This window comes from Lysobacter sp. K5869 (genome assembly GCF_018847975.1).
Taxonomy (GTDB): Bacteria; Pseudomonadota; Gammaproteobacteria; order Xanthomonadales; family Xanthomonadaceae; genus Lysobacter.
Genome location: NZ_CP072597.1, coordinates 1,675,164 through 1,700,363 on the forward strand (window position 1 = coordinate 1,675,164; position 25,200 = coordinate 1,700,363).

17 protein-coding genes are annotated in these 25,200 nt (G+C 69.9%); 10 read left to right on the forward strand and 7 right to left on the reverse strand.

Annotated features, from left to right (window positions below; translation table 11 throughout):
* The first annotated feature begins 59 nt into the window (after positions 1-59).
* The 3 genes from J5226_RS07130 (at position 60) to J5226_RS07140 (ending at position 3,537) form a co-directional block, all read left to right on the forward strand.
* On the forward strand, positions 60-752 hold the full coding sequence (locus J5226_RS07130; protein ID WP_215839142.1) for an SIMPL domain-containing protein: 693 nt from the start codon (positions 60-62) through the stop codon (positions 750-752).
* A 193-nt stretch (positions 753-945) separates the two neighbouring features.
* A complete protein-coding gene (locus tag J5226_RS07135; protein WP_215839143.1) occupies positions 946-2,121 on the forward strand; it encodes a lactonase family protein in 1,176 nt (391 codons plus the stop codon).
* A gap of 387 nt (positions 2,122-2,508) precedes the next feature.
* Positions 2,509-3,537, forward strand: coding sequence for an aldo/keto reductase (locus J5226_RS07140; protein WP_215839144.1), 1,029 nt, complete (start codon positions 2,509-2,511; stop codon positions 3,535-3,537).
* Between the two features lie 213 nt (positions 3,538-3,750).
* Here the strand turns inward: J5226_RS07140 and J5226_RS07145 are convergent, their stop codons facing one another.
* Positions 3,751-5,871: a hypothetical protein gene (locus tag J5226_RS07145; protein WP_215839145.1), complete on the reverse strand. Its 2,121-nt coding sequence runs from the start codon at positions 5,869-5,871 to the stop codon at positions 3,751-3,753.
* A gap of 242 nt (positions 5,872-6,113) precedes the next feature.
* Positions 6,114-6,341, reverse strand: a complete 228-nt coding sequence (locus tag J5226_RS07150; protein WP_215839146.1) for a hypothetical protein — start codon at positions 6,339-6,341, stop codon at positions 6,114-6,116.
* Here J5226_RS07150 and J5226_RS07155 point away from each other — a divergent pair.
* The 6 genes from J5226_RS07155 (at position 6,340) to J5226_RS07180 (ending at position 14,266) form a co-directional block, all read left to right on the forward strand.
* Positions 6,340-8,274, forward strand: coding sequence for a peptidoglycan recognition family protein (locus tag J5226_RS07155; protein WP_215839147.1), 1,935 nt, complete (start codon positions 6,340-6,342; stop codon positions 8,272-8,274). The two genes, J5226_RS07150 and J5226_RS07155, sit on opposite strands and share 2 nt — an antisense overlap.
* Before the next feature lie 165 nt (positions 8,275-8,439).
* Positions 8,440-10,587: a SpoIID/LytB domain-containing protein gene (locus J5226_RS07160; protein WP_215839148.1), complete on the forward strand. Its 2,148-nt coding sequence runs from the start codon at positions 8,440-8,442 to the stop codon at positions 10,585-10,587.
* Positions 10,588-10,651: 64 nt separating this feature from the next.
* Positions 10,652-11,428 (forward strand): M23 family metallopeptidase, encoded by a 777-nt coding sequence (locus J5226_RS07165; protein WP_215839149.1) that lies wholly within the window; start codon positions 10,652-10,654, stop codon positions 11,426-11,428.
* 536 nt (positions 11,429-11,964) lie between these two features.
* A complete protein-coding gene (locus J5226_RS07170; protein WP_215839150.1) occupies positions 11,965-12,885 on the forward strand; it encodes a hypothetical protein in 921 nt (306 codons plus the stop codon).
* A 430-nt stretch (positions 12,886-13,315) separates the two neighbouring features.
* Positions 13,316-13,525 carry a cold-shock protein gene (locus J5226_RS07175; RefSeq protein WP_215839151.1) on the forward strand — a complete coding sequence of 70 codons (210 nt, stop codon included), beginning with the start codon at positions 13,316-13,318 and terminating at the stop codon, positions 13,523-13,525.
* A gap of 195 nt (positions 13,526-13,720) precedes the next feature.
* On the forward strand, positions 13,721-14,266 hold the full coding sequence (locus J5226_RS07180; RefSeq protein WP_215839152.1) for a hypothetical protein: 546 nt from the start codon (positions 13,721-13,723) through the stop codon (positions 14,264-14,266).
* A gap of 70 nt (positions 14,267-14,336) precedes the next feature.
* Here the strand turns inward: J5226_RS07180 and J5226_RS07185 are convergent, their stop codons facing one another.
* The 5 genes from J5226_RS07185 to J5226_RS07205 form a co-directional block, all read right to left on the reverse strand.
* Entirely contained in the window at positions 14,337-15,329 is a 993-nt protein-coding gene (locus tag J5226_RS07185) for a glycosyltransferase (RefSeq protein WP_215839153.1), read from the reverse strand.
* Positions 15,326-16,651: a condensation domain-containing protein gene (locus J5226_RS07190; protein ID WP_215839154.1), complete on the reverse strand. Its 1,326-nt coding sequence runs from the start codon at positions 16,649-16,651 to the stop codon at positions 15,326-15,328. The genes J5226_RS07185 and J5226_RS07190 overlap by 4 nt, the downstream gene beginning before the upstream one ends.
* Positions 16,652-16,742: 91 nt before the next feature.
* On the reverse strand, positions 16,743-18,350 hold the full coding sequence (locus J5226_RS07195) for a peptidoglycan recognition family protein (protein ID WP_215839155.1): 1,608 nt from the start codon (positions 18,348-18,350) through the stop codon (positions 16,743-16,745).
* 363 nt (positions 18,351-18,713) lie between these two features.
* Positions 18,714-19,994, reverse strand: coding sequence for an MFS transporter (locus J5226_RS07200; protein WP_215839156.1), 1,281 nt, complete (start codon positions 19,992-19,994; stop codon positions 18,714-18,716).
* 303 nt (positions 19,995-20,297) lie between these two features.
* Entirely contained in the window at positions 20,298-24,149 is a 3,852-nt protein-coding gene (locus tag J5226_RS07205; protein ID WP_215840346.1) for a M48 family metallopeptidase, read from the reverse strand.
* 347 nt (positions 24,150-24,496) lie between these two features.
* On the opposite strand from J5226_RS07205, the gene J5226_RS07210 reads away from it, so the two are divergent.
* Positions 24,497-25,177 (forward strand): DsbA family oxidoreductase, encoded by a 681-nt coding sequence (locus J5226_RS07210; RefSeq protein ID WP_215839157.1) that lies wholly within the window; start codon positions 24,497-24,499, stop codon positions 25,175-25,177.
* The last annotated feature ends 23 nt before the right edge of the window (positions 25,178-25,200 follow it).

The following is a 25,200-nucleotide window of genomic DNA, read 5'->3' on the forward strand; positions in this document are numbered from 1 at the left end:
CGCCGGCACGGCCCAGCCCGCGCCGTAGAATGGCGGCCTCGTTCACGGAGGCGGCGCCCATGAACACGCTGGCGGCCTGGATTCTGGCGGTGGGGCTGGCGCTGCCGGCCGCGGCGGCGGCGCAGGCCGTCGATACCGGCGGCGGGCGCTTGCGCGTGGCCGGCTTCGGCCGGGTCGTCTGGCCGCCGGATGCGTACGAACTGGCCTTCGCCGCGGTCGGCGACGGCGCCGACGCGCGCGCCGCGCGCGAGCGCTTCGAGCCGGCGCTGGCGGCGGTGCGGCGCGTGCTCGACGCGCACGCCGGCGCCCTGGCCGAGCGCGCGCAGGACCCGCCGCGCCTGCATTCGCGCGGCGACGCGCAGGCGCCGGCGTGGCGCTTTTCCAGCCGCTTCGCGCTGCGCGTGCGCGGCGAAGCCGAGCTGATCCGGCTGCAGCAGGAACTGGCCGAGGCCGGCGTGGCCGAGTTCGAGCTGCGGCCGTCGTCCGAGCGCCTGCCCGACTACACCGAGCAAGCGCAGCGGCTGGCGCTGCGCGACGCCGAACGCCGCGCGCGCATCGCCGCCGACGAACTGGGTTGGCGCCTGGGCGGCGCGCGTTCGGTGAAATTCCTCGACGAGCGCCCGGCGTGGCTGCCGCAGACGCCGACCGCGCGGCAGTTCGGCGCGCGCGCGTACGACTACGCGGCCGAGGCGCCGGCGCAGACCGGCGAGGTGACGGCGCAGGCGGAGGTCGAGTTCGAGTATTCGCGCTGAACGGTTCGCGGCGTCGCTCGGAAGGCATCGGCCGCGGCGGACTTCGCGTCTGCGCGATGCCGTGGTGGGAGGCGCTTCGGGCCCGATCCGTTCGCAACCGATACCGGCGCCCGCGCCGGAACGCCAAACCCGGTCCTTGGTCGCGCCCGCCGATTGAGGCAGCATCGCAGCTTCGCGCCCACCGGAGCCGTCGATGTCCCTGCGTTCCGCCCTGCTTGCCTGGAGCCTGATCATGAGCGCCACCGCCGCCCACGCCGCCGAACCGTCCCAGCCGCTGGAACTGCTGGTGGGCTGCTACACCGGCGCGCAGTGCAAGGGCATCGGCCGCTACCGCTTCGACCCGGCGCAAGGCCGCATCGATCCGCACGCGCTGGAAATCGTCGAAACCGACAACCCCTCGTGGCTGACGTTCTCGCCCGACGGCGCGCGCGCGTTCGCGGTCAACGAGAACGGCCCGGCGTCGCCCGATCCGGTCGGCCGCGCCAGCAGCTTCGCGCTCGGCCGCGGCGCGGCGCGCACGCAGCGGCTGTCGCAGGCCAACACGCTCGGCGACGATCCCGCCCACGCCGCGCTCAGCGGCGACGGGCGCTATCTGTTCGTGTCGAATTACTCGGGCAACGAGAGCCCCGGCGGCAGCCTGACGGTGTTGCCGGTCGATGCCGGCGGCCGCCTCGGCGCGGCGGTGCAGGTGCTCGGCCATCGCGCCAGCCAGGCCGACCGCGAACGCCAGCTCGGCCCGCACGTGCACGCGGCGACGCCGTCGCCCGACGGCCGTTACGTGTTCGCCGCCGATCTGGGCGCCGACCGCGTGTATGCGTATCGTTACGACCCCGCGCGCAGCGCCGAACGCCCGCTGCAAGCCGCGCCGACGCCGTGGCTGCAGTTGCCGGCCGGCAGCGGGCCGCGCCATCTGCTGTTTTCCGCCGACGGGCGCCATGCGTATCTGAGCTTGGAGATGAGCGGCGAAATCGTCGCGCTCGATCACGCCGACGGACGCTTGTCGGTGGCGCAGACGCTGGCGCTGGATCCGGGCCGGCGCGAAGGCAACGCCGCCGCGGCGCTGCACTTGTCCGCGGACGGTCGCTTTCTCTACGTCAGCAATCGCGGCGAAGACAACCACCTTGCCGTGTTCGCGGTCGATGCGGGCGATGGCCGCCTGCGCGCGCTGCAACGCCGCGCCAGCGAAGGCCGCGGCCCGCGCGAGTTCGCGCTGGCGCCGGACGGGCGCTTCGTCGTGGTCGCCAATCAACACAGCGGCAACCTGGTGGTGATCGCGCGCGATCCGGCCAGCGGCGAGTTGGGCGCGACAGTGCAGACCTTGCCGATGGCGTCGCCGTCGGATGTGAAGTTCGTGCCGGTGGGGCGGTAAGCGCTGGGCTTTGCTTCGTCGTCGCGGAAAGCGGCGATCGCGAGGCTGGATAGCGTCTGCCTCGCGCCGTCATTCCCACGAGAGCGGGGAGGCGGAGGCTGCGGAGTTCTGCTTGGGTGAAGCCCTGGGTGCCCGCCTCCGCGGGCACGACGGTAGGTCGGTGTCGCCGCGTCCGCTACAGGCCGTCGTGCCCACGCACACGGGAATCCAAAGCCTTCAGCGCCATGCCGCGGCGAGCGACCGGATGTCCGCGTTCGCGGGCACCGCGACAGGCGGGCCTACCTGCGCGCGCCAATGCGCGAAGCAACGCACCATCCCGCCCGCACGCTTGAGCCGCCGCCCGCGATGGCGTGCAATGGCCGCCTCCCCTCTCTCATGGAGTGCGGCATGGAACACCGTTATCTCGGCCGCTCCGGCCTGCGTGTGCCGGCGCTGAGCTTCGGCACCGGCACCTTCGGCGGCCAGGGCGATTTCTTCAAGGCCTGGGGCCAGACCGACGTCGCCGAAGCGCGCTGCCTGCTCGACGTGGCGCTGGACGCCGGCGTCAACCTGTTCGACAGCGCCGACATCTACTCGCGCGGCGCGGCCGAATCGATTCTCGGCGAAGCGCTCAAGGGCCGCGCGCGCGACAGCTATCTGATCTCGACCAAGGCGACCTTCCGCTTCGGCGACGGCGAGAACGAAGTCGGTTCCTCGCGCCAGCATCTGCTGCGCAGCATCGACGCGTCGCTCAAGCGTCTGGGCACCGACTACATCGACCTGTTCCAACTGCACGGCTTCGACGCGCGCACGCCGATCGAGGAAACCCTGTCCACGCTCGACGATCTGGTCCGCGCCGGCAAGTTGCGTTACCTGGGCGTGTCGAACTTCTCCGGCTGGCATCTGATGAAGTCGCTGGCGTTGGCCGAGCGCCACGGCTGGAGCCGCTACGTCGCCCATCAGGCGTACTACTCGCTGATCGGCCGCGACTACGAATGGGAGCTGATGCCGCTGGGCCTGGACCAAGGCGTCGGCGCGGTGGTGTGGAGCCCGCTGGGCTGGGGCCGCTTGACCGGCAAGATCCGCCGTGGCCAGCCGCTGCCGGAAACCAGCCGCCTGCACGCCACCGCCGATCTGGGGCCGCCGGTGGATCAGGCGTATCTCTATCGCGTGGTCGACGCGCTCGACGCCGTGGCCGCCGAAACCGGCAAGACCGTGCCGCAGATCGCGCTGAACTGGCTGTTGCAACGCCCGACCGTCGCCACCGTGGTGATCGGCGCGCGCAACGAGGAACAGCTCAAGCAGAACCTCGGTGCGGTCGGTTGGAACCTGACGCCGGAGCAGGTCGCCAAGCTCGACGCGGCCAGCGCGCGCGACAAGGCGTATCCGTATTGGCATCAGTCCGGTTTCGCCGAGCGCAATCCGCCGCCGGTGTAACCGCCCGCGAGAATGCCGCGCGATCCGGTTGTGTAGGAGCGGCGTAAGCCGCGACCGCGGGGTTTCCGCTCGCGGCGAAGGTTTCGTCGTAGTTGCGTTGCCGCGGTCGCGGCTTACGCCGCTCCTACAGGGGCTACGACCACGCAGTCCCTCGACGCAAAAGAAAACGCCCGGCGATGCCGGGCGTTTTCGCGAGCGTCGCGGCAAGAACCCTCAGCCGGCGTCCTTGATCTGGAACGTGCCCGGCAGCGCGGTGTTGCGCTTGTCGCCCCACATCATCATCGACACGAAGTCCTCGCAACCGGCCGAGCCGCTGCGCGAGATCGCGGCGAACACGTCGTCCGGGGTCTTGGCGATGGCGATCTGCTCGGTCACGTCGTTGGGGAACGGGCTGATCCGGCCCGAGTCGAGGTCGCGCAGGCGCTCGCCGCCGTGCTTCTCGCCGCCGATGTTGCCCACGCTCTCGCGGGCGCGGTCGCGCAGCGCCAGCAGGTCCGAGTCGGTGAACTTGAACTGCAGGTGCTGGTCGCCGTCGAACTTCTTGTTGAGCTCGCCGGGGTGGTACGCCGAGTTGAAGTAGGACGCGGCCACGTCGCCGGTGTTGGGCAGCACCAGGGTCCACTGGGTGGAGTCCTTCACCGGCTTGCCGTCGGCGCCGATCTGGAACTGCACGTCGGTGGTCTGGCCCATCGACTGATAGCTGTTCTGCTGATCGACCGTGCCGTCCTGCCAGACGTTGCGGGTGATGGTGAGCTGGCTGCTGTTGCCGATGCCCAGCGAGATCGGGCCGGCGTCGATGCCCAGGCGCGCGGCGTGTTCGGCGTTGAACACCTCGGTCGTGCCCGAGCGCTGCACGCCCGGCGGGTTCCAGTCCGGCACCTTGCCCGCGCTCATGAAGGATTGGTACGCGTCGCGGCCTTCCGGCGTGGACAGATCGATCCGCGCGGTCTGCAGCGAGCGGGTTTCCGAACTGGTTTCCACGCTCAGGCCGATCGAGTACGAGCCGACCTTGCCCAGGCCGAACATGGTCGCGTTCTCCACCGTCTGGATCGGGCCGGCGTAGACCTCCACCACCGAGCCGTCCATCTTGCGCACGCCGAAGCCGGCGCCGTCGAGTTCGGTGTGGGTGCTGCCGATGCCGGCGTAGAACTTGTAGTTGGCGGCGAAGTCCGAGCCCTTGAGGTTCTGCCCGCGCATCAGCACCGAGGTGCCCTCGGGCATCGACAGCGGATCCAGCGGATTGGGCATGGCGCTCATGTCGCCCTGGTCGAGCTTGGCGCCCTGCTGCGGGGTGACGTTGGCTTCGTAGCTCAGGCGCGAGCCTTCCAGTTCCAGGTAATGGCCGGTCACCGGCGGCGCCTTGAGCGCGGTCTGCAACAGCTTGGAGCTGTCGATCAGGCTCTGCACGCCCGCCGGCACCTGATCGAACTTGGACGCGTACTTGTACAGCCGCTGCAGCGGGGTCTTCTCCACCGCCACGCCGTTTTCGCTGTGCAGCTGCACCGAGGCCTTGAACTGCTGCTGCTGTTGGAAGTCCACGCCGGTCTGCACGTCCGACAGCTCGAGCTTGCCTTCGACGACGATGTTCGACTTCACCTGCGCCGAAACCAGACCGTTCGACGGCAGGCCGATCAGCGGCGAGTTGTAGGTGACCGACATGCCCGGGTTGACCGCGTACGACAGCACGTCGCTCGGCATCAGCTTGAGCAGTTCGTAGCTCGAGGCGATCTGCTCGGGCGTGGGCTGATCCGGCAGCTTCACGCCGAGGGTGTCGAGCGCGCCGCGCACGGTCGGGAAATCGAGCTTGGCCACTTCGCTGGGATTGGCGTCGCCGCTGCGGGTCAGGTACGCCGGCACCTCGTTGGGCTTGTCGGTGGCTTCGCCGACGATGCGCTTGAGTTCCTTGACGTAAGGATTGCTGTTGAAGGCATCGCGCGATTGCTGGAACTCGTAGTTGGCGGTGGCGCCGTTGAGCCCGCTGTTGCGGTAGTCGTCGAGCTTGGGCTCCATCCGGTCCAGCGCCGCCTGCGCTTCGGTGCGGCGGGTGGTGTTGAACTCGGTGACGCGCGGGCCGTAGATCGAGTTGTAGACCGGCGAGGGCATGCTCGAAGACAGGTCGCTGGTCTTCGGCAGCGGCAACTGCTGGATCGCGTGCACGGCCTCTTCGGGCGTCTTGGCGTCCTTCGGCGGGGGCGGCGGCGGAGGCGGGGGCGGCGGAGGCGGCGGTTCCGGCGCGGGCGCGGCCTGGGTCTTGGCCGCGTCCAGGATGGCCTGCCGGTCTTCCGGAGGCAGGTTGCGCAGCATCTGATAGTTGACGCCGTCGATTCCGCTCATGACTGATCCTTCGTGGGAATGCGGACGCCCCGATGCGTCCAGGCGGTCACGATAGGAGGGCGCGTTCAGGGTGGTAACTGGGGGTGACCCTAGACAGGTGTAGTGAGGGGCCAGGAGCGGGAAGGGAGAAGCGGGAAAGAGGGGCGGGGTTGGGGAACAGGGGGATTAGGGGCGGTTGGGGCGGCGGCTCGCTTTGTTGGCGTGGGCTTGGGGTCTGGTTCGGGTTGTGCCGCGTCGAACCTTCAGTTCCCCCACCCTGATCCCCAACCGCGCTTCTGAAAAATGCCGCGCCGCACCCAAGCGCCGTCGCAGCGCCCCGCGGACTCGCCGGGCAACGCATTCCCGAAGTGATAAGCGTCGCGGAACCGAACATCCGCGGCGCAAACCGCGGCGGCCAGCACTTGCGCGACAAACAAATGCAGTACAAGGGCGGCGCGGGAATTTTTAATTCTCTCGGGGATAAACAACATGAACGAATATTCCGTGGGCCGGCGAGTGCGCCGGCGCGCGAGCCGCTCGCCGCTGTCGCGCGTTTCGTGGTCGTTGTTGTCGTTCGCTTTGATCGCTGGCGGTTTCGCCGCGCCCGCGGCGCAGGCCGCCGAAGCGCCGCAAGATCCGGCCCTGGCCCAGCGCCTGCGCCTGGAAGAGTCGATGGCGCGCATCGACCGCCAGCTCTACACCGTGTACTTCCGGCAAGCGTATGCGCGTTACCCGTCGATTCCGCGCGGCACCTTGGAAGCGATGGCTTACGTCACCACGCGTTGGCAGAACCTGCAGCCGCAGCGCGCCGCCGATTCGCATCAGCACATGCCGCGCGCGTTCGGCGTCATGGGCCTGTACCACGGCGAAGGCTTCGCCGATCAAGTCGGCGAGGGCGCGCGCTTGCTCGGCGTGCCGGCGCCGCGCGTGCAACGCGATCCGGCGCTCAACATCCTCGCCGCGGCGGCGTTGCTCGATCGCGAGCTGCGCGCCGACGGCGTCGATGCGAATTCGCCGCTGGAAGCCGGCCGCGCCGCGCTGGAACGCTACGCCGGCTTCGCCGCGGGCGCGGCCAAGAGCGCGGTGCAAGCGCACGCGCGCGCCAGCTTCGCCTTCGATGTGCTGTCGGCCCAGGACAAGGGCGTCAACGACCGCGGCATCGTCGTGCCCGAGCGCGCGGTGCGTTGGGAGCGCGCGTTCGACGCGCCGGCGCTGCTGCGCCTGCGCGCGCCGTTCGTGCGTTTGGACGTGGCGGCCGATAAGGTCGAAGCGCTCGGCGCGGACGGCGGCTACAGCATCGACCCGCTCGACGAAACCTTGCGCGCGCCGGCCGGTTCGCGCGTCGCCGCGGCGGCCGCGGACGAGAAGAGCACCGACTATCCGCCGGCGCTGTGGGTCGCCTCGCCCTACCACTCCGACCGCACCTCCTACGACTCGGTGACCATCCACACGATGGAGGGTTACTACGCCGGCAGCATTTCCTGGTTCCAGAACAATCCCTACAGCGTCAGCGCGCACTACCTGATCCGCAGCTCCGACGGCCAGATCACCCAGATGGTGCGCGAGAACCGCGCGGCCCATCACGTCGGCGTGCACAACAAGACCACGCTGGGCATCGAGCACGAAGGCTTCATCGCCAATTCGAGCTGGTACACCGCGGCCATGTACAACGCCTCGGCCGCGCTGACCCGGCACTTCTGCGCGACCTACAGCGCGATCAGCTGCGCGAGCGCGTTCAAGGGGCCGGGCGGCACGGGCATCAACGTGCTGCCGACCAGCGTCAAGGTCAAAGGCCATCAGCACTACAGCAGCCAGACCCACACCGACCCGGGCCAGTACTGGGATTGGGCGCGCTACTACACCCTGCTCAATCCGGGCACGCCCGGCGGCGGCAGCGTGATCGACAGCTTCGAGAGCACGGTCGGGCATTTCGATACCTCGCCCGCGTACTCGGGCAGCACCACCGGCATCTCCACCGCCTCGCTGGCCGAACGCAACTGCACCACGCGCAAGAACGGCGAGTGCTCGCTGCGCGTGCTGCTGAAGGACGATACGGCCAGCGCCGAGGCGTGGGCGGTGCGCCTGCTCTCGGGCAGCGGCAATCCCGGCAGCAACGCCGCGCTGACCCGCGCCAACGGCAAGGTCGGGTTCTGGGTCTACACCGGCGCCACCGGCGTGAGCGCGGCGATCGGCATCGACGACAGCGACGGCACCGAACGCTCGGTGGCGCGCGCGATTCCGGTGAATACGTGGACCTACCTGGAATGGCGCCTGGACGACGACGCGCAATGGGACGCCTGGGTCGGCGGCGCCAACGGCGCGATCACCGCCGCTTCGGTCAAGCTCGACGCGGTGTGGTTCTACCGCGATCAGACCGCGTACGACGTCAATGTGTACGTGGACGATGTGCAAGTGAAGAACTGAGGGCTCGGCGCGCAGGCCGGAATCCCGCGACGGCCTGCGCGTCTTTGTAGCTAGAAGGTAGCGGATAGGAGTTAGGAGATAGCAAAAGCTCGCGAACGGCTGTCGCTATCTCCTATCTCCTATCCGCTATCTCCCATCCATGTTTCCCGCAGAGGGAAAACGCGCATGACCGCTCCGCCTCCGCCCGCACCGCCGCTGCGCCGCGCGCCGACGTGGCTGGCGATGCTGGCCTTGCTGCTCGCCGCTGCGGTGTTCGCGCAGTGGGTTCGCGAATCCGGCCGCGACGAGGCCGCCGTCGCGTCCGCGTCGCCGCGATCGCGCGCGCTGATCGTCGCTGGTTCCGGCGACCGCTTGTTGCATATCCGCGTGCGCGACAGCGTCGACGGCGCCGCGCTCGACGCCAATCTCAGCGTCCACCCGCTCGATCCCGGCGCGCAGGTGCGCGCGCTCGCGCTCGACCCGCGCGTGCGCGGCGCGCGCGATGCCGCGTTGGCGGCGGGCGAGTACGAACTGCGCATCGGCGCCGCCGGCCATCAAAGCCTGAGCGCGCGCGTGCGCATCGACGCCGCGCAGCCCTTGCCGCTGACCGTGTGGCTGCCGCCGGCGGTATCGTCCGACGCGCTCGACCGCCTCGCCCTGAAGACCGCCGCCTGCGCGCGCTGCGCCGCGTTCGCCGGCCGCGTGTTCGACGCCGCCAGCGGCCGGCCGCTCGCCGGCGCGTCGGTGCGCAGCAGCCAGGGCGGCCGCGCGCGCAGCGACGCCGACGGCCGTTTCGAGCTGAGCGCGCAACTGCCCGCCGCGCGCGCCGCCGCCGACGCGTTGCCGGCCACGCTCGATCTCATCGTCGAAGCCGATGGGTATCAGGGCCGAGAATTCGCCGGCTTGCCGCTGCTCAACGATGCGCGCGCCTTGATCGTCGATCTGGAGCCCGGCCGCGGCCTCGCCCGCAGCGACCGCCGCCACGTGCAGCAGCGCGCGAGCCTCGATCCCGATCGCCAACGGCCGATGCCCGCCGCCGACGCCGCGCAAGCGCAGGCCGATGCGCGCGCCGCTGCGGCGGTCGCTTCGTTCGATCCGGCGCAACCGGAGACGGTGGCGAAGGCCAAGGCGCTCGCCGCGCAGTCGGCCAGCGTGCCGGTCCCGGCCAGCATCCGCGTCGGCACCCAGTGCTCCGGGCGCTCGTGCAGTTCGGTCTCGGTGTACGCGTTCGAGGACTACGTCGGCCGCGGCCTCGACGAAGAGTGGATTCCCTCGTGGAACCCGCAATCGCTCGCCGCCGGCGCGGTCGCTTACCGAAGCTACGCCGCGTACTACGTCGCCCACCCGGTCAACAGCCGCTACGACATCTGCGCCAGCACGTCGTGCCAGGCCTTCGACAACGACAGCGTCGCCGCCACCGTCGCCGCGGCGGCCGCCACCCGCGGCGTGTTGCTGACCCGCGACGGCGCCAGCGCCGCCTTCAGCGAATACTCCTCGGAGAACAACGCCTGGGACGATCCCTCCGACGGCCTGTCCTGCGTCAACACCGACTTGAGTTGCGGCAACGGCCGCAACGGTTCGCCGCGCAACGGCTGGCCGTGCCTGTCGGACGAAGTCGGGCGCGGCCGCGGCTGCTTCGGCCACGGCCGCGGCATGAGCCAATGGGGCACCCAGCGCTGGGCCGCGAACCAAGGCCGCGACTGGCGCTGGATCGCCAACCACTACTTCAACGGCAACGACGCGCCCGGCGGCCAGCGCAACGCGTATCTGGCCAACGACGGCGCCGGCCCCGGTCCGGGCGCGGTGGTGTTCGAGGATTTCGAAAGCGGCGTCGGCCGTTTCGACAGCGCGCCGACCTATTCGGGCAGCACGGTCGGCGTCTCGGCCGCGTCGCTGGCGCAGCGCGACTGCGCCACGCGCCGCAACGGCGCGTGTTCGCTGCGGGTGCTGCTCAAGGACGATCCGAACGTCGCCAGCGCGTGGGCGGTGCGGCTGTTGTCCGGCGGCGGCACGCCCGCGAACAACGTCGAGCTGATCCGCGCTGGCGGCAAGGTCGGTTTCTGGATCTACACCGGCGGCAGCGGCCTGCGCGCCTCGCTGAGCATCGACGACAGCGACGGCACCGAGCGCGGCACCGAGCGCACGATTCCCGCCAACCAATGGACTTACCTGGAATGGACGCTGGACGACGCCGCGCAATGGAACGCGTGGGCCGGCGCCAGCAACGGCCAGATCGACGCCGCCAGCGTGCGCCTGGACGCGATCTGGCTGCTGCGCGAGCAGACCAGCTTCGACGTCAACCTCTACCTCGACGATGTGCAGATCGTGCATTGAACCGCAACCGGCAACCCAACCTCTCCGGCCGCGCCCCCGCGGCCCAACCTTGGAGTCCTACCCCGTGAATCGAGCACGCAACCGCTTCCGCACCCGCAGCGCGCTGGCGCTGCTGGCCTTCGCCTCGCTGTTCGGCACCGCCGCGCAGGCCGCGCCGACCTTCCAGATGCCGTTCCCCTGCGGCCAGGTCTGGGAAGGCCAGACCCGCACCAACCACAACCCGCAGAACTCGGTCGACTTCAACCGCGCCAACGACGAAGGCGACACCGTCGTCGCCGCCGCGGCTGGCACCGTCAGCGTGGTGCGCAACCTCGGCAGCACCAGCTACGGCAAGTACGTGGTGATCGATCACGGCGGCGGCTGGAGCACGCTGTACGCGCACCTCAACAGCTATTCGGTTTCGGTCGGCCAGAGCGTGGCGATGGGCAAATCGATCGGCACCGTCGGCAGCACCGGCGGCTCGACCGGCCCGCATCTGCACTTCGAAGAACGCCTCAACGGTTCGGCGCAGAAGATCGCGTTCAACGGTTCGCAGATCGTCTATTGGGGCACCGGCAACTACACCAGCCGCAACTCCTGCGGCGGTGGCGGCGGCGCCACCGGCAAGGTCGGCACCAACGGCACGCCGCTGAACGTGCGCTCCGGCCCGGGCACCTCGTACTCCATCGTCGACAGCCTCGCCAACGGTACCCAGGTGACGATCCAGTGCCAGACCACCGGCTCCTCGGTGACCGGCACCTACGGCACCAGCAACCTCTGGAACCGCATCGGCAGCGGCCGCTACATCCCCGACGCCTACACCTACACCGGCTCGGACGGCCGCGTGGCGCCGGATTGCTGATGAAGGTTTCGCCGCGCCCGCTTCGTTCGCGAAGCGGGCGCGCGCGAGGTGGGTGTGGGCGGACGCGATGTGAGCGGACGCGCGGCGCGAACGCGACGTGGCGGAATTCGCGGAGGCGGCATCCGGGCTCGGCGAAGGCTCGCACCATTCGCCGTCGTCGTTACGATGAGAACGCGCCCGCACCCAACGCCGTGATCGCTCCGACGAGAACTCGCCCGCACCCAACGCCGCCATCGCTCCGACGAGAATTCGCCCGCACCCGACGCCGTCATCGTTCCGGCGAGAATCGGCCCGCACCCGACGCCGTCATCGTTCCGACGAGAATTCGTCCGCCCCCAACGCCGTCATCGTTCCGATGAGAACGCGCTCGCCCCCAACGCCGTCATCGTTCCGACGAGAATCCGCCCACCCCCAACACCGTCATTCCGGCGAAAGCCGGAATCCATTTTGATTTTGCGCCGCGCCACCCACGTCTCCGCATCGCCCCGCCACGCAAGCGCTATCCTGCCCCCCATGCGCTCAACTCCCCACCCCGCATGAATCTCAAGCAGGCCCTGCCGATCGCCGCGATCTCCGCGCTGATCGGCGCGCTCGCCGGCGGCGCCTACGTGCACCGCCGCGACCGCGCGGACATCGCGCCGCCGCAGCCCGTCGCAAGCGCCGAAAAACGCGCAGCCGTGCACGCGGACGACGGCCCGCCCGCATCGCCCTATCCGCAATACCTATCGCTCGGCGGCGCCGCGCCGGTGAGCTTCGAATCCTTGCGCCGCCGCGCCCAGCGCGATCCGGCGTTCCTGCAAGACCTGCTGCAGCGTTACGGCCAAGAAACCGCGCCCGACGCGCGCGGCGAACTGCTGGCGCTGTTGCACGCGGTCGGCGGCGAAGATGTGCTGCGTTACGCGCTGTCGCAAGCCGCCAGCACGCGCGCGCAGGACGAGCGCGTCGGGCTCGATCTGCTCGGCGGCTATTCGCTGGAGCGCGCCGAAGTGCGCGACACCTTGCTGGCCAAGTTGCGCGCCGGCGGCGAGCCGCAGCGCGAAGCCGAACTGATCCGCATGCTCACGCCCGCGGCGATGCCCGACGAGGACGCCGCGCCGGTGGTCGAACGCCTCGACGCGCTGGCCCGCGACAGCGACGCGGAAGTGCGCGGCGAAGCGATCGCGCAACTGGCGCAGTGGGCCGAACCCGCGCAAGCCGAGGAAGCGCTGCATCGCGCGCTGCTCGATCCCGCAGCCGCGGTGCGCGGCAAGGCGATCGTCGCGGTGTCCGGCTCGCACGCGCGCAGCGCGCGGCTCAAGGACGCGTTGCTCGTCATCGCCGCCGATCCGTCCAGCAGCGCCGCCGACCGCGGCGCGGCGGCGATGGCGCTGCAGGACTTCCGCCTCAACCGCGCCGAGTACGCGATCTGGAAACGCGCCCAGGCCCAGGCCGACGCCGAGAGCGGGGAGGGCGGCTGAGCCGCCCGCCGCGCCATTCGCGCGCGAATGGGCGCGGGTCGCAGCCCGGACGTGATGGTGGGCCGGTTCAGCGGCGAAGGTCGGAACGGGGCGTTGCTGAACGGGGTCGGCCGATTCGGCTAATGCCAAAAGCCATCAAAATCAATAGGCTAGTGAGCCGTTGGCTCGGTCCGGTGGCCCCTACTGGGTGCTCCGGGGCCGTTCGGGTGGCCCGCCCGGATGAATTTCATGTCCGCGACCAATTGATTTTCGTTGCGGACGCCACTACGGTGTGCGTGCTGAGTTAGTCAAGGGTCACCGTAGGTCGTGACCCGATGCCGTAGATCGTCGATCCACAGATCCACTCCATCGTTCCACGCTTCCTCCTTGCGACCAGCTCCAACGCCGCGAAAGCGGTACTTCAACGTTATGTTTCAAGGAGTTAGCAAAAATGTCCGAACGTGAGAACGGCACCGTCAAGTGGTTCAACGACGCTAAGGGCTTCGGCTTCATCTCCCGCGAGAGCGGCGACGACGTGTTCGTCCACTTCCGCGCGATCCTGGGCAACGGCTTCAAGAGCCTCCAGGAAGGCCAGAAGGTCTCCTTCGTTGTGACCCAGGGCCAGAAGGGCCTGCAGGCCGACCAGGTCCAGCCGCTCTAAGCAGCTGCCGACCGGCGATCTGAGGCGGTTCGCCCGCCTAAGGTACATAGAGAAGCCCGGCGCAAGCCGGGCTTTTCTTTTGCCCGGCGTTTTCGTTCGCGCGGCGCCGGCCCGCCGCGTTGCCGGCGGTTCGCGTACTTTCCTTTGCCGCGGCCCGGCGCGACCATGAGCGCCTCTCCCCCGCGAGCGCGCGCCATGCTCCCCGACAACGAGTCCGACTACGAGGAAGACGGCTACGACTTCTCCGCCGACGACGGCGAGGACCTCGACGACGAAGCCCTGGTCTGGCAGTTGCTGCTGCTGATCAACCCCGGCGACGAAGACACCGCGCTGCAACAGTTCGCCCGCTACCGCGAGGCGCGCGAGGAAAGCGGCGACGACCGCGAGCCGGTCGAGACCGTGCAGGAAACCATCGACTGGACTTCGGGCTTCTACGTCGATTGGAAAGACACCGCCAGCTTCGTCGACGTGCTCGACCAGCTCGCCGCGCGCTGGAACCTGCGCATCGACTGGGGCGTGGAAGATCCCTCCGACGACGATTTCCTCGACGGCGTCGACGTGCCCGAACTGATGTCCATCGCCTACGACCGGCTGCGCGAGCACGGCTATACGCTGTGGAACTACGACACCGGCGGCGATGCCTACGGCGGTTGGATCGCGCTGCGCCGCGACGACGAGAACATGAAGACGGTGGCGACGGGCTTGGGGATCGACGTGCAGCCGGCCAACGAAGCGTTCTGAGGCGGTGCGAACCCGGCCCGGGGCATCGGGCGCGAATGCCCGATGCGTTGCGCCCGAACCCGGCCGCGCCTCAATGCTTGCAGAACGCCGCCACCCGCGGATGGCGCTGCTCGAACGTACCGAGCTTGCCGAACAAGCCGTCGAAGTAGCCGACCGCGATCGCCACGACCTTGCGCAGCTTGTGCTGCTCGCACACCAGCACGCAGGCGACCTGGTGCAAGGTCAGCAATTCGATCAGCCAGTGGATCGACCAGCGCGAGGCGTTGGAGCGCAGCGCGTGCACCGCGTTGCGCGAGGCGTAGTAGCGCCGCCACGCGACGTGATTGCTGGTCGAGAAGATCCCGCGCTTGACGTATTGGCCGACCTGCTGGCGCATCTCCACTTCGGTATTGACCAGCACCAGCACGCCGTTGCGGGTCGCGCGCATGCCGTACTCGATGTCGACGTACTCGATGAAGTAGTCCTCGCGGAACTCGCCGATGCGGTCGAAGGCCGCGGCCGAGACCGCCGAGCCGGACGAGATCACGAACAAGGTCGGCACCAGGCCTTCGCTGCGCTCGTCGATGCGCTCGGGCTTGGGCAGGCGCGCCTCGGGCGAAAACACCGGCAGATAGCGGCCCAGATTCACCTCGAACACCTTGGGCCCGATGATGAAGGCATCGCGATCGGCGCGCGCGCAGGCGCGCATCATGCCGGCGAAGAACTCCGCGCCGAGCTGCGAATCCTGGTCGAGCAGGAACACCACGCGGCGGCCGGCGCCGAACAGCGCGCGCGCGCCGACGTTGTAGGCGCCGGAGATGCCGCCGCGGTTGGCGTTGTGGATCACCTCGATCCCGTTCGCGCGCAGCCGCGCATGCAGTGCGGCGTCGGCACGCGGCGAGTTGTCCACCGCGATCAGATGGCGGCAGGCGGCGCGCACGCGTTCGAGATGGTCGACGTGTTCGGGCTGCGGTTGCCACAGCACCACGACCGCGCCGAACGCGTCGGGATCGGACGGCGCGGCGGCGGCCGTGGCGTTGGGTTCGGCATGGATTTCCGGTTCGGACACGTGAGCCTCGTTCATGCCGCTTCCCGCAAGGGCTGGTCTGCGGCCGGCGCGTGCGAGCGCTCGCGCAGCAAGCCCATGGCGATCTCGCGGATGCGCTCGACTTGCGCGCGCGACAGCGAGGCGGTGTCGCAGGTGAACACGAAGTCCAGTTCGCCCGCGTAGCCCGAGCTCAGGATCGCCGTGGTGCTGCGCCAAGGCAGGCGCGCGGTCGGGCTGTAGACGGTTTCCACGCGGAAGCCGGGATAGTCCTGCGGGATGTCGATGCGGCCGATATTGGAGATGGTGGTGTCGAACTTGTCGAGATCGGAGCGGCGCTCGGCGACGAACTGGCCGAAGATCGAATGCATCATCTCCAGGCCGATGAAGTATTCGTGCACGTTGCGGCTGATCCGCTCGACCTTCTGATTCAGCCGGCCTTTGAACGCGCGCGCCTGTTCCCAATACGCGGCGTCGTCCACGCGTTCGGGCGGAAGATCGGTGTCGAGCGGGACGATGGTGCCCGGCGCCGCGGCGAACAGCTGGTCGGGCCGGATCAGGGTGAGGAATTTGCGGATGTCCACCGGCGAGAAGATCTTGCCGTTGGCCGCGGCGCCCTTGACCGTGCGGAACGCCAGCGAGAACGCCACGCTCATCGCGGCGAACACGGTCACGCCCTCGGCCTTGGCGCGCGCGGCCAGCGCGGCGGTGTCCTCGCGCGAGAGCTTCCAGTGCAGGACGAAGAACTCGCCTTGCGGCACCGGCTTGCGCTTGCGCCGCAGGCTGAAGAACAAGCGGAACGCCAGCGCCTTCCACGCCGCGCTGCGGCGCACGCGGCGGTCGCTCAGCACGTCCGGCGGCAGGATGTCGTCGAGCGCGTTGAAGCCGGTGTGGTGGCCGATGTCGAGCGTCGGGTCGCCGCACAGGGCGAAGATTTCGCGCAGCAAAGTGAGCATCGACATGCCGTCGCAGATCACGTGATGGCAGGCGATCAGCAGTTCGCCGACCTCGCCTTGCGCGTCGCGGCCGCGCACCCAGGTCAGCCGCATCAGCGGCGCGCGCGTGGTGTCGAAACGGGTTTCGCGTTCGATGTGCGACTGGCGCTGCCATTCTTCGGCGTCGACGCGCTCGGCGATGCGCAGCGGGATCGGCAGCGGATGCGCTTCCAGGATCACGCTCGGCGGGTCGCCGTCCTCGATCGAGCAGCGCAGCATCGGGTGCTTGCGCTGCACCCGCGCGAGCGCGTCGCGCAGGCGCTGCTCGTCGAGCGCGCCGCGTACGCGCGCGGCCTGGACGATGGTGAAGGTGGCGTCGCGATCCACGTACATGACGCGTTCGCACAGCATCATTTTGCGTTTCATCGGAGGGCTCGTGTGGGGAGGTAGAAGCGTCGCGGGGTGGGGCCCTCACCCCGACCCCTCTCCCGCGAACGGGAGAGGGGTCTTGGAACGATCAGCAATCGGGAATGACGTTGCCGCTGTTGTCGCGCGCCTCGTCGTTGCCCCAGCGGCTGAGGTAATAGGCCGAGACCCAGGCGCCGGCCGGGCCGACGTCGAGATCGGTCTTGAGCCAGTAGTGGTTGTAGGAACTGCCCGAACGCACTTCCTCGCCCCAGGCCTTGCAGTAAACGTAGTTGGTGCCCTGGTTCAAGGTGCCGACCGGGGTCAGCGTCGACGGCCACTTGTAGCCGGTGGCGTTGGCGAAGGTGTCGACCCAGTACTTGCCCGGCGGATTCGGATTGCCGCCGCCGCCGTTGATCAGCGTGTAGTAGTTCGACCACGGGAAATACTTGCCGGGGTCGTAGCGGTTCTCGTTGCCCGAGAGCATGCCGTGACCCTTCACCCGCACGCTGTCGGGAACCAGATGGAAGGTGTCGTAGCCCGGGCCGTTCCAGGCGCTGGCGCAGTTGACGCCGCGGCGCGCGCAGATGCTCTTGGTCAGCCGCGCGGAGGCGTTGACCATCGCCGAGGACCAGTTGCCGGCGTCGGCGGCGCGGCCGTCGTGCTCGATGCCGATGGTGTAGTAGTTATGGTTCTTCGCATGCCAGGCCTGATGGTATTCGCGCACCATCTGGGTGATCTGGCCGTCGGACTTGCGGATCAGATAATGCGCCGAGACCTGCGCGCTGGGATTTTGGAACCACGAGATGGAGCCGGCGTAGGAGCCTTCCATCGTGTGCATGATCACCGCGCTCATCTGATTGGAGGCGGTGCTGTAGTTGCTGGAACTGGCCGGGTTCCAGATCGCCTCGCCGAAATCGACCGCAGCGAGGCCGACGTTGGTGGACGGCGCGGCGGCGCGGGCGAGGTCGCCGCTCAGCGCGGGATTGGCGCGCACGCTGTCGTCGGCGGCGTTCATCAGCAGCGTCGGCGCGCGCAGTTTCTGCAACTGCCCGGCATCGAAGGCGCGTTCGAGCTTGAGCGCTTGCGCCGGGATTTTGACGCCTTGCGCGTCCACGCCGTGCTGCAGGGTCTGCAGCACGCCGTAAGCGAAGCTCTGCCGCGCGTAATCGGCGATGCCGCCGTTGCTGGCGCCGTAGCCGGCGTAGCGCGCGAGCACCGGCGCCATGTCTTCCGGCGCGGCGAGCGCGCGGCTGCGCTTATCGGTCTGGCCCGCGGCGAGCGCGCGGTCGAGCAGCGCGGCGGCGGCGAGGATGTTGCTTTCCGGATCGTCGATCACTTGCTTGGCGGTGCGCCCGATGAGGCGCGCGCCGTCGCCGACTTGATCGGCGAAACCGCCGCCGTGGTAGAGGCCCATGACGCCGTAAGAACGCGGCATGTGCAGGTCGCGCGGGTTCTGCGCCGCTTCGGGGCGCACGTGGACCCAGTTGGTTTCGCTGTAGGCGATGGCTTCCAGCGCGCCGGCCGGAAGATTGGGATAGCGCGCGTAGGCGCGGCGGAAATACTCGGGATAGGCCGCGCGCGCGACTTGCGCGGCGACCAGCGCGTTGCCGCGGTCCAGTTCCAGGCGCAGCGCGGCGGCATCGGGCGCGGCGGCGGCGCTGAGCGAGCCCAACAACAAGACGCCGCCGAGGGCCGCGGCGAGGGTGTGCGAATGCATCGGACGATCTCCTTCGGACGCGGCCGCGAACGGTCGCGTGTTGGCATGGCAAGCATGGATCCCGTAGGTTCATTGTCTTGAGCGGGCACGCGCGTTACGTGATCGCTTGCCGGAAACGGCCGCGAGATGACAGGTCGATCTGTGCCCGCGTTTCCATATCCGGCGTTTGATCTGCGGCACGGTTGCTGATTCACGCTGGTGAACGCGCGAATGAGGCTTTGGTCGCGGCGGCCGCGTCTGCGCACGCGGCGATGCGGACGGTGGCGCGCGCAACGCGATGTGGTGTAGCCGCGCACGCGAAAACGCCGCCGCTGTTGCGAACAGCGACGGCGTTGCGGTATCAGCGGGAGCGACGCGCCGGGTTTACCAGGTGTCTTCGAGATAACGCGGCTTGCACGCCAGACGGCCGCCGACGATCAGCACGAGCAGACACGCGCCGAGCATCGCGAACGGCCACACCCAGCCGTGGCTGCGTTCGTGCAGCCAACCGAACAGCAGCGGGCCGGCGCAGCTCAAGGTGTAGCCCAGGCCTTGCATGAAGCCCGACAGCGCGGCCGAACCGGCCGGGGTGCGGGTGCGCAGGTTGATGAGGGTCAGCGCCAGCGGGAACGTGCTCGGGCCCAGGCCGATCAGCGCCACCCACAGGAAAGTGCCGTGCATCGGCGCCAGCAGCAGGCCGGCGAAGCCGCCCAGATACGAGAGCACGCAGGCCAGCACGATCGGGAACGGATTGGCGATGCGCACCGCCAGCGCCGGCATGGTCAGCGCGCTGATCATGCCGAGCGTGGAGAACAGCGCCACCATCGCGCCGCCGAGCGCGGGGCTGCCGCCGGCTTCGACCAGCAGCTTGGGCAGCCAGGTGAACATCGAATAGGTCACCAGCGAAGTCATGCCGAACATCAGCGTCATGCCCCAGGCCACCGGCGAGCGCCACACCTTGCCGCGCGCGGCGGGCGCGGCCGCGGTCGCCAGTTCGGGCGCTTCGTCGTCGGCGGACACGGCGCGGTCGTGCGTGCGCGCGAGTTCGCGCGCCTGCGAGGAGCGGCCGCGCGCTTCCATCCACAGCACGCTGATCCACGGCAGCGCCGCGGCCGCGGCCACCAGCGACCACGAGGCCAGCGACACGCGCCAGCCCGCGGCTTGCGCCAGCGGCACCGCGCTCAACGCGGGCAGGATGGTGCCGAGCTGCAACACGGTGATGTAGGCGGTGCTGACCGTGCCGACGCGGTCGCCGAAGTAACGCTTCACCAGCGGCGGCAACACCACGTTGCCGACGCCCATGCCGGCCAGCGCGACCGCGTTGGCGGCGAGCAACTGCCAGGTGTCGCCGACGAAGCCGCGCGCCAACAAACCCAGCGCGGCCACCGCCATCGCCAGCAGCGCCGCGCGTTCCAGGCCGATGCGATGGGCCAGCATCGGCGTGGCCACGCCGAACAGCGCGAACGCGGCGGTGGGCACCATGCCGAACACGCCGGTCATGGTCGCGCCGAACGCGAACTCGCGGCCGAGCGCGTCGAGCAGCGGCGTCAGCGAGGTCACCGCGGTGCGCAGCACGAAGGCGGACAGCACGATGCCGGCCAGCACCCAGGCGCGTCCCTGCCACAGCGGACGGACGGCGGAAACGGAGGCGGCGGTGGCGCTCATGGGAATGGCTTGATCGATGGTTGCGGATACGACGAACGGCGCGGCCGCAAGGCCGCGCAGGCGCGAAAGGCGTCGTTCGTTCGGCGCGCCGCGAGGCGCGCGGGCGGGGGGGGGGCGGCGGGGGAGAAGCTCGGATCACAGTGTGGACACTGCGCGCGACGTGCGCCAGCACCGGCGCGGCAACGGTCAGTTGCGGCAAAGTCGTCGTTGCGTTCCGGCGCCGCGGGCGGGCGCGGTGCGCGGGCCGGGCGCGCGCGGCGGCGAGCGGGCGCGGCGGCGAAGGCCGCGCCCGCTGCGGCGATGTCAGCCGAAGTACGGCCGCTCGGCCGCGAACAGCAGGCGCTTGGCGCCGTCGCGCCAGACTTTCGGGCAATCTCTGCCGAGCATCACCACCGCGGTGGCGTAGGCGATGCCGCGCGAGCGCGGGCTGACCTTGCCCAGCGCGCGTTCGGCCTGTTCGGCCGACGCCGCGCCGCCGCGGCGGACGGCGTCGAAGAACGCGGCGATCTGCGCGGCTTCCTTCGGATCGGTGCGCAAGGCCTCTTCGCGCAGCCGCGCCGCGTTGTCGTGGTGCTCGCGTTCGGCCAGCGCGGCCAGCGGCCAGGCGCTGGCCGGATCGTCGTCGCCGGTTCCGGCCTGACCCAGCGCCTGCGCCACCGCGTTCGCCGGCGCGCCTTCGGATGCGGCGACCAGACGCAGCATCCGCGGCCGTTGCAGCGGCACGGTCTTGAGCGCATCCAACGCGGCGGCCAGATCGCCGGACTTGAGCGCGACATAGCCCCAGGTCGGCGATTCGCGCGGCACCGAGCCGGTCTCGATCGCCATCAAGGTCTTGAGCTGCTCCGAGTCGGCCGCCGGCAGCAGCGCGGCTTCGCCCATGATCGCGCGCTGCGCGCGCGCGGCGTCGACTTCGATCCACTCGTTGGTCTGCGGCATCTTCGCCGCCTGCCGCAGCAGCGGCAGCGCCTGATTCCACTGGCCGCGCTCGTTGGCGGCGTAACCGGAGGCGAGCGCGAACCAGCCGTGCTCGGGCCAACGCGCGTGGCCTTCGTCGAAGGCGCGGTCGCGGGCCGGGGCGTCGGGCGCGCAACGCACCGCGACGTAGCGCAGATCGGCCGAGTCGGGCTTGCGCTCGGAGGCGGCGCGATGGCGCGCGCAGACTTCGGCGTAAGCGGGCTTGCCCTGCGCGGCGTCTTGTTCGGCGCGCAGCGACATCACCTCGGTCGGCGCGCGGCGCAGGCGTGCTTCGACCAGCTTGGCGAAGTCGGGTTGGCTCGAGGCCGCGCTCAGCCATTCGGCCAGATGGCGCGAATCGCCGGCGTCCCAGCGCGCGTGCGCGGCGATCAGCGCGTTCTTTTCCGCCGCGCTGTCGATCAGTTGCAGCTGATCGGAGGGCGACAGATCGGCGAAGCCCTGCAGCACCCGGCGGTGGCCGCCGCCGCTTTTGGTGCTGATCTGCTTCGGCGGTTCCTCGAACACGTGATCGGCCGTGGACGAGGTCCAGCGCGGCGCGCCGAGCTTGTTCTCCGGCACGTCGCTGTACCCGCCGTAGGCCGCGGTCCACTCCACCAGCGGCGCCGCCGAGGCGATGTTGTAGACGTAGTGCGAGGCGTGCCCGGGGCCATCGCTGTCGAATTCCTCGACCACGGCGCCGTCGGCGGTGCGCGCGATCACGTGGTGGCGGGCGCTGTCGGCGAGATCGACGGTGACGTTCTGCAGCGGCGCCACGTCGAACGTGCGGCCGTCCACGTCCACCCGCATGGGCAGGGCGAGGCCGTTGAGCACGGTGAGCTGGGACACGCCGACCGACGCGCCGACGAACAGCACCGCGCCGACGATGCCGCCGGCCGCGGCGACGCGCGAGATCGACGGCACCAGGCCGTCGGCGGTCTGGAAGCGGTCCCACCAGCCCAGCTTGGTCTGGCGCTTGCGCGCGCTGCCGGGCTTGAGCCGCGCGTACTCTTTCGGCGCGCTGGCCGGCGCGTCGGCGGAGGGCGGAGCGAAGCGGGTGTCGGCGGTTTCGGCGCCGGCGGCCGGTTCGACAGCGGTTTGCGCGTCGAGGCCGGCGTCCGCGCCGACCGCCGGAGCGGCCGCGATCATGGTGTCGACGGGGCGTTCGTCGTCCGTGTCGCCGCGGCGCCTGCGCGCGACTTCGTCCTCGGTCGCCAGCAGCGCTTCCAACGCCGCGTCGCGCAGCGCCGCCAGCGGGCCGACGGTGCCGCGCACCCAGGTGTCGATCGCGCCCAGCCATTGCTGGATGTTGTCGCGGTCGGCCGGCGGCAGGCGGAACTCGCCCAGCGCTCCGGCCCAATCGTCGGCCTTCAGGTACTCGGCGATGCGGCGATCCAGTCGAACCTGCGCGGCGTGCGCGTACAGCGTCTCCAGCGTGCGATGCAGCTGATTGGCCGACGCCACCAGACGGTTGAGTTCGTCGGAGGACACGCGCCGGTCGGCGGTGACCACCTCGTAGGTGTTGACCAGCAGATGATTCGCGTCCTGCAGATCGGCGTGGCTATGGTCGGCGTAATGCAGCACCGCCAACTGCCCGCGCAGCAGCGCTTCCCACGGCCCGCCCAGCGCGCGCGCCGCGGCCAGATGGACGCTGCGGCAGCGGCGGTCGTGCTCGCGCACTTGCTCGCGCAGCGGCGCCAGTTCGCCGTCGAGTTGCGCGATCACCTTGGGCAGCTGCTTGGCCGGCAACTCGTCGCCGCGCCAGCGAACCACGCCGCCCGGCGCGCGCAGGTGGCCGTCGCGCAGCGCTTCCAGGGTGCCGCGTTCGGCTTCCAGTTCGCGCAGGCGCTCCAGCGCGTCGCCGTGTTCGGCCGGGTACAGGCCGGACAGGTGCGCATCGAGCGCGGCGTCGGCGGGCACCGGGTAATAGAGTTCGTCGGGGCCGTCGTAATCGCGCACGGTCGAGCGGCCGAGGTAGGTGCCGCGGAAGCGGCGGTTCAGGGCCAGATCGTCGAAGTCGCGGTCCACGCGCTCCAGGCTTTCGGCGATCGGCACCGGCGCCAGCGGTTCGGCGCTGTCGATCATCTCGCGGGTGATGCGTTCCTTCAGCGCCTGCGCGTCGCGCAGCAGGCTCAGCGCCGGGCGCGGATCGATCTCGCAGGCGATGTAGCTGCGCTTGAGGTTGCGCTCGCGGTCGCTGTTGGCCGGATGGGTCGACCACATCTGCGGTGGCTGCGCCAGTTCGCTCTTGAATACGCGGTGCTGCTCGCGTCCGTCTGCCGGCAACTGCGGCGGTTCGCCGTATTCGGCGTCGGCGAAGACCCGGCGCAGGTGTTCGATCATGCGCGTCTGCACCGCGAACAGATCGGCGACCGGACGCTTGTTGGCGTATTCGCGGTTGGCGAAGCCGAGCGTGCGGTTCCAGGCGTCGTCGGCGGCGCCGAGGCGGTGCAGGGCGTGCACCAGCGCGTCGCTGCCGGTCAGCGAGGCGGCGACCAGATCGGCCTGATATTCCATCTCGCGCGACAGCGCGCGCTGGGCCAGCACCACCAGCCGGAACACCATCTCCACCAGCGAGCGGATCGACCACACCACCAGCGACAGAACCCAGCCGACCCAGGCGATGCGGAAGTCGACGCGCGAGAGCCCGCGCAGGAAATCGTCGAACGCATCGCGCTTGGCGATGATGTGCCCGGCCACCTGCTGGGCCACGTAGACCCAGCGGCCCACCGCCATCGTGCGCTGGGCGAAGTGGCCGAACTCGTGCGCCAGCACCGCCTTGAGCTCGCCGAGGTTGAGCACGTTGACCAGACCCAGGCCGATCTCCAGATTCTTCTTCGACGGCAGAATCAGATTGAGCAAGGACAAGTCGTAGAACACGCCGGCGTTGACCCGCGGCGACAGGAACACGCGGTGCGGCCGCGGCGCGCCGGCCTCGTCGGCCAAGCGGTGCAGGAACGCGAACAGCTCGGGTTGCTCGGCCGGCTTGAGTTCGAGGTCTTCGCCGCCCGCGCCGCGGCGCTTGAAGATCAGCGCCTTGGCCATGAACACGCACAAGAACGCGGCGCAGGCGCCGGTGATGAGGTTGCCGATCACGTTGCCGCCGTCGCCCTGGACCAGGGCCGCGAACAGCCGCCACGCGGTCCAGCCGAACCAGACCAGCAAGGTGAAATAAACGGCGACGAAGCCGAGCAATCCCAACATGGCCAGCCAGGCGTGGCGGCGGTAGGCGGCGCTGGGCGCAGTCAGTTGCGCGGGCACGGACGCAGGTCCGGCCGGATACATCGAATCCATGTGGTCCCCATTGAGCGTTGGCGCGGCGCGCGGGCCGCGGCGGTGCGTCCGGCCCGCCCGCGGCGGGCGCCCCAGCCGGACGCCGGCCTATTCTGCGCCGATTTTTGTGACCCGGTCAGCATCGCGTCCGCGACCCCGGTCCGGCCGGGCGGTGGAACGCACCGATCCGCCGGTGCGTCCGGCTCCGCCTTGATGACGGCCGCCGACGGCCGCATCGTGTCCCGATGTCCGAATTGCGCGCCGCGCGGAGCCTTGCCATGAGTTCGACCGCTTCCAACCCGACCCCCAAGGTCAAGATCGACTTCGTTTCCGACGTGGTCTGCCCGTGGTGCGCGGTCGGCCTGAATTCGCTGGAGGAAGCCATCGCGCGGCTCGACGGCGAGGTCGAGGTGGAGCTGCATTTCCAGCCGTTCGAACTCAACCCGCAGATGGTCGCCGAAGGCGAAAACATCGACGAGCATCTGGCGCACAAGTACGGCCTGGGCGCCGAGCAACTGGCGCGCAACCGCGAAGCGCTGCGTCAGCGCGGCGCCGCGGTCGGCTTCCGGTTCGGCGACCGCGACCGCATCTACAACACCTTCGACGCGCACCGCTTGCTGCATTGGGCCGGCACCCAGAGCGCCGACGCCGAGCGCGCGCTCAAGCATGCGCTGCTGAAGGCGTACTTCACCGATGGGCGCGATGTGTCCTCGCGCGACGTGCTCGCGGCGGTGGCCGGCGAAGCGGGCCTGGACGCGCAGCGCGCCCGCGCCGTGCTCGATTCCGACGAGTACGCGCAGGACGTGCGCCAGCAGGAGCGCTTCTATCAAGAGGCCGGGATCAGCGCGGTGCCGTCGGTCATCATCAACGACCGTCATCTGATTCAGGGCGGGCAGCCGGTGGAGCAGTTCGAGGCGGCGCTGCGGCAGATCGCGGCGCAGGGCGCGGCGGGCGGCTGAGTCGGTCGTTCGCGGCGCTAGCC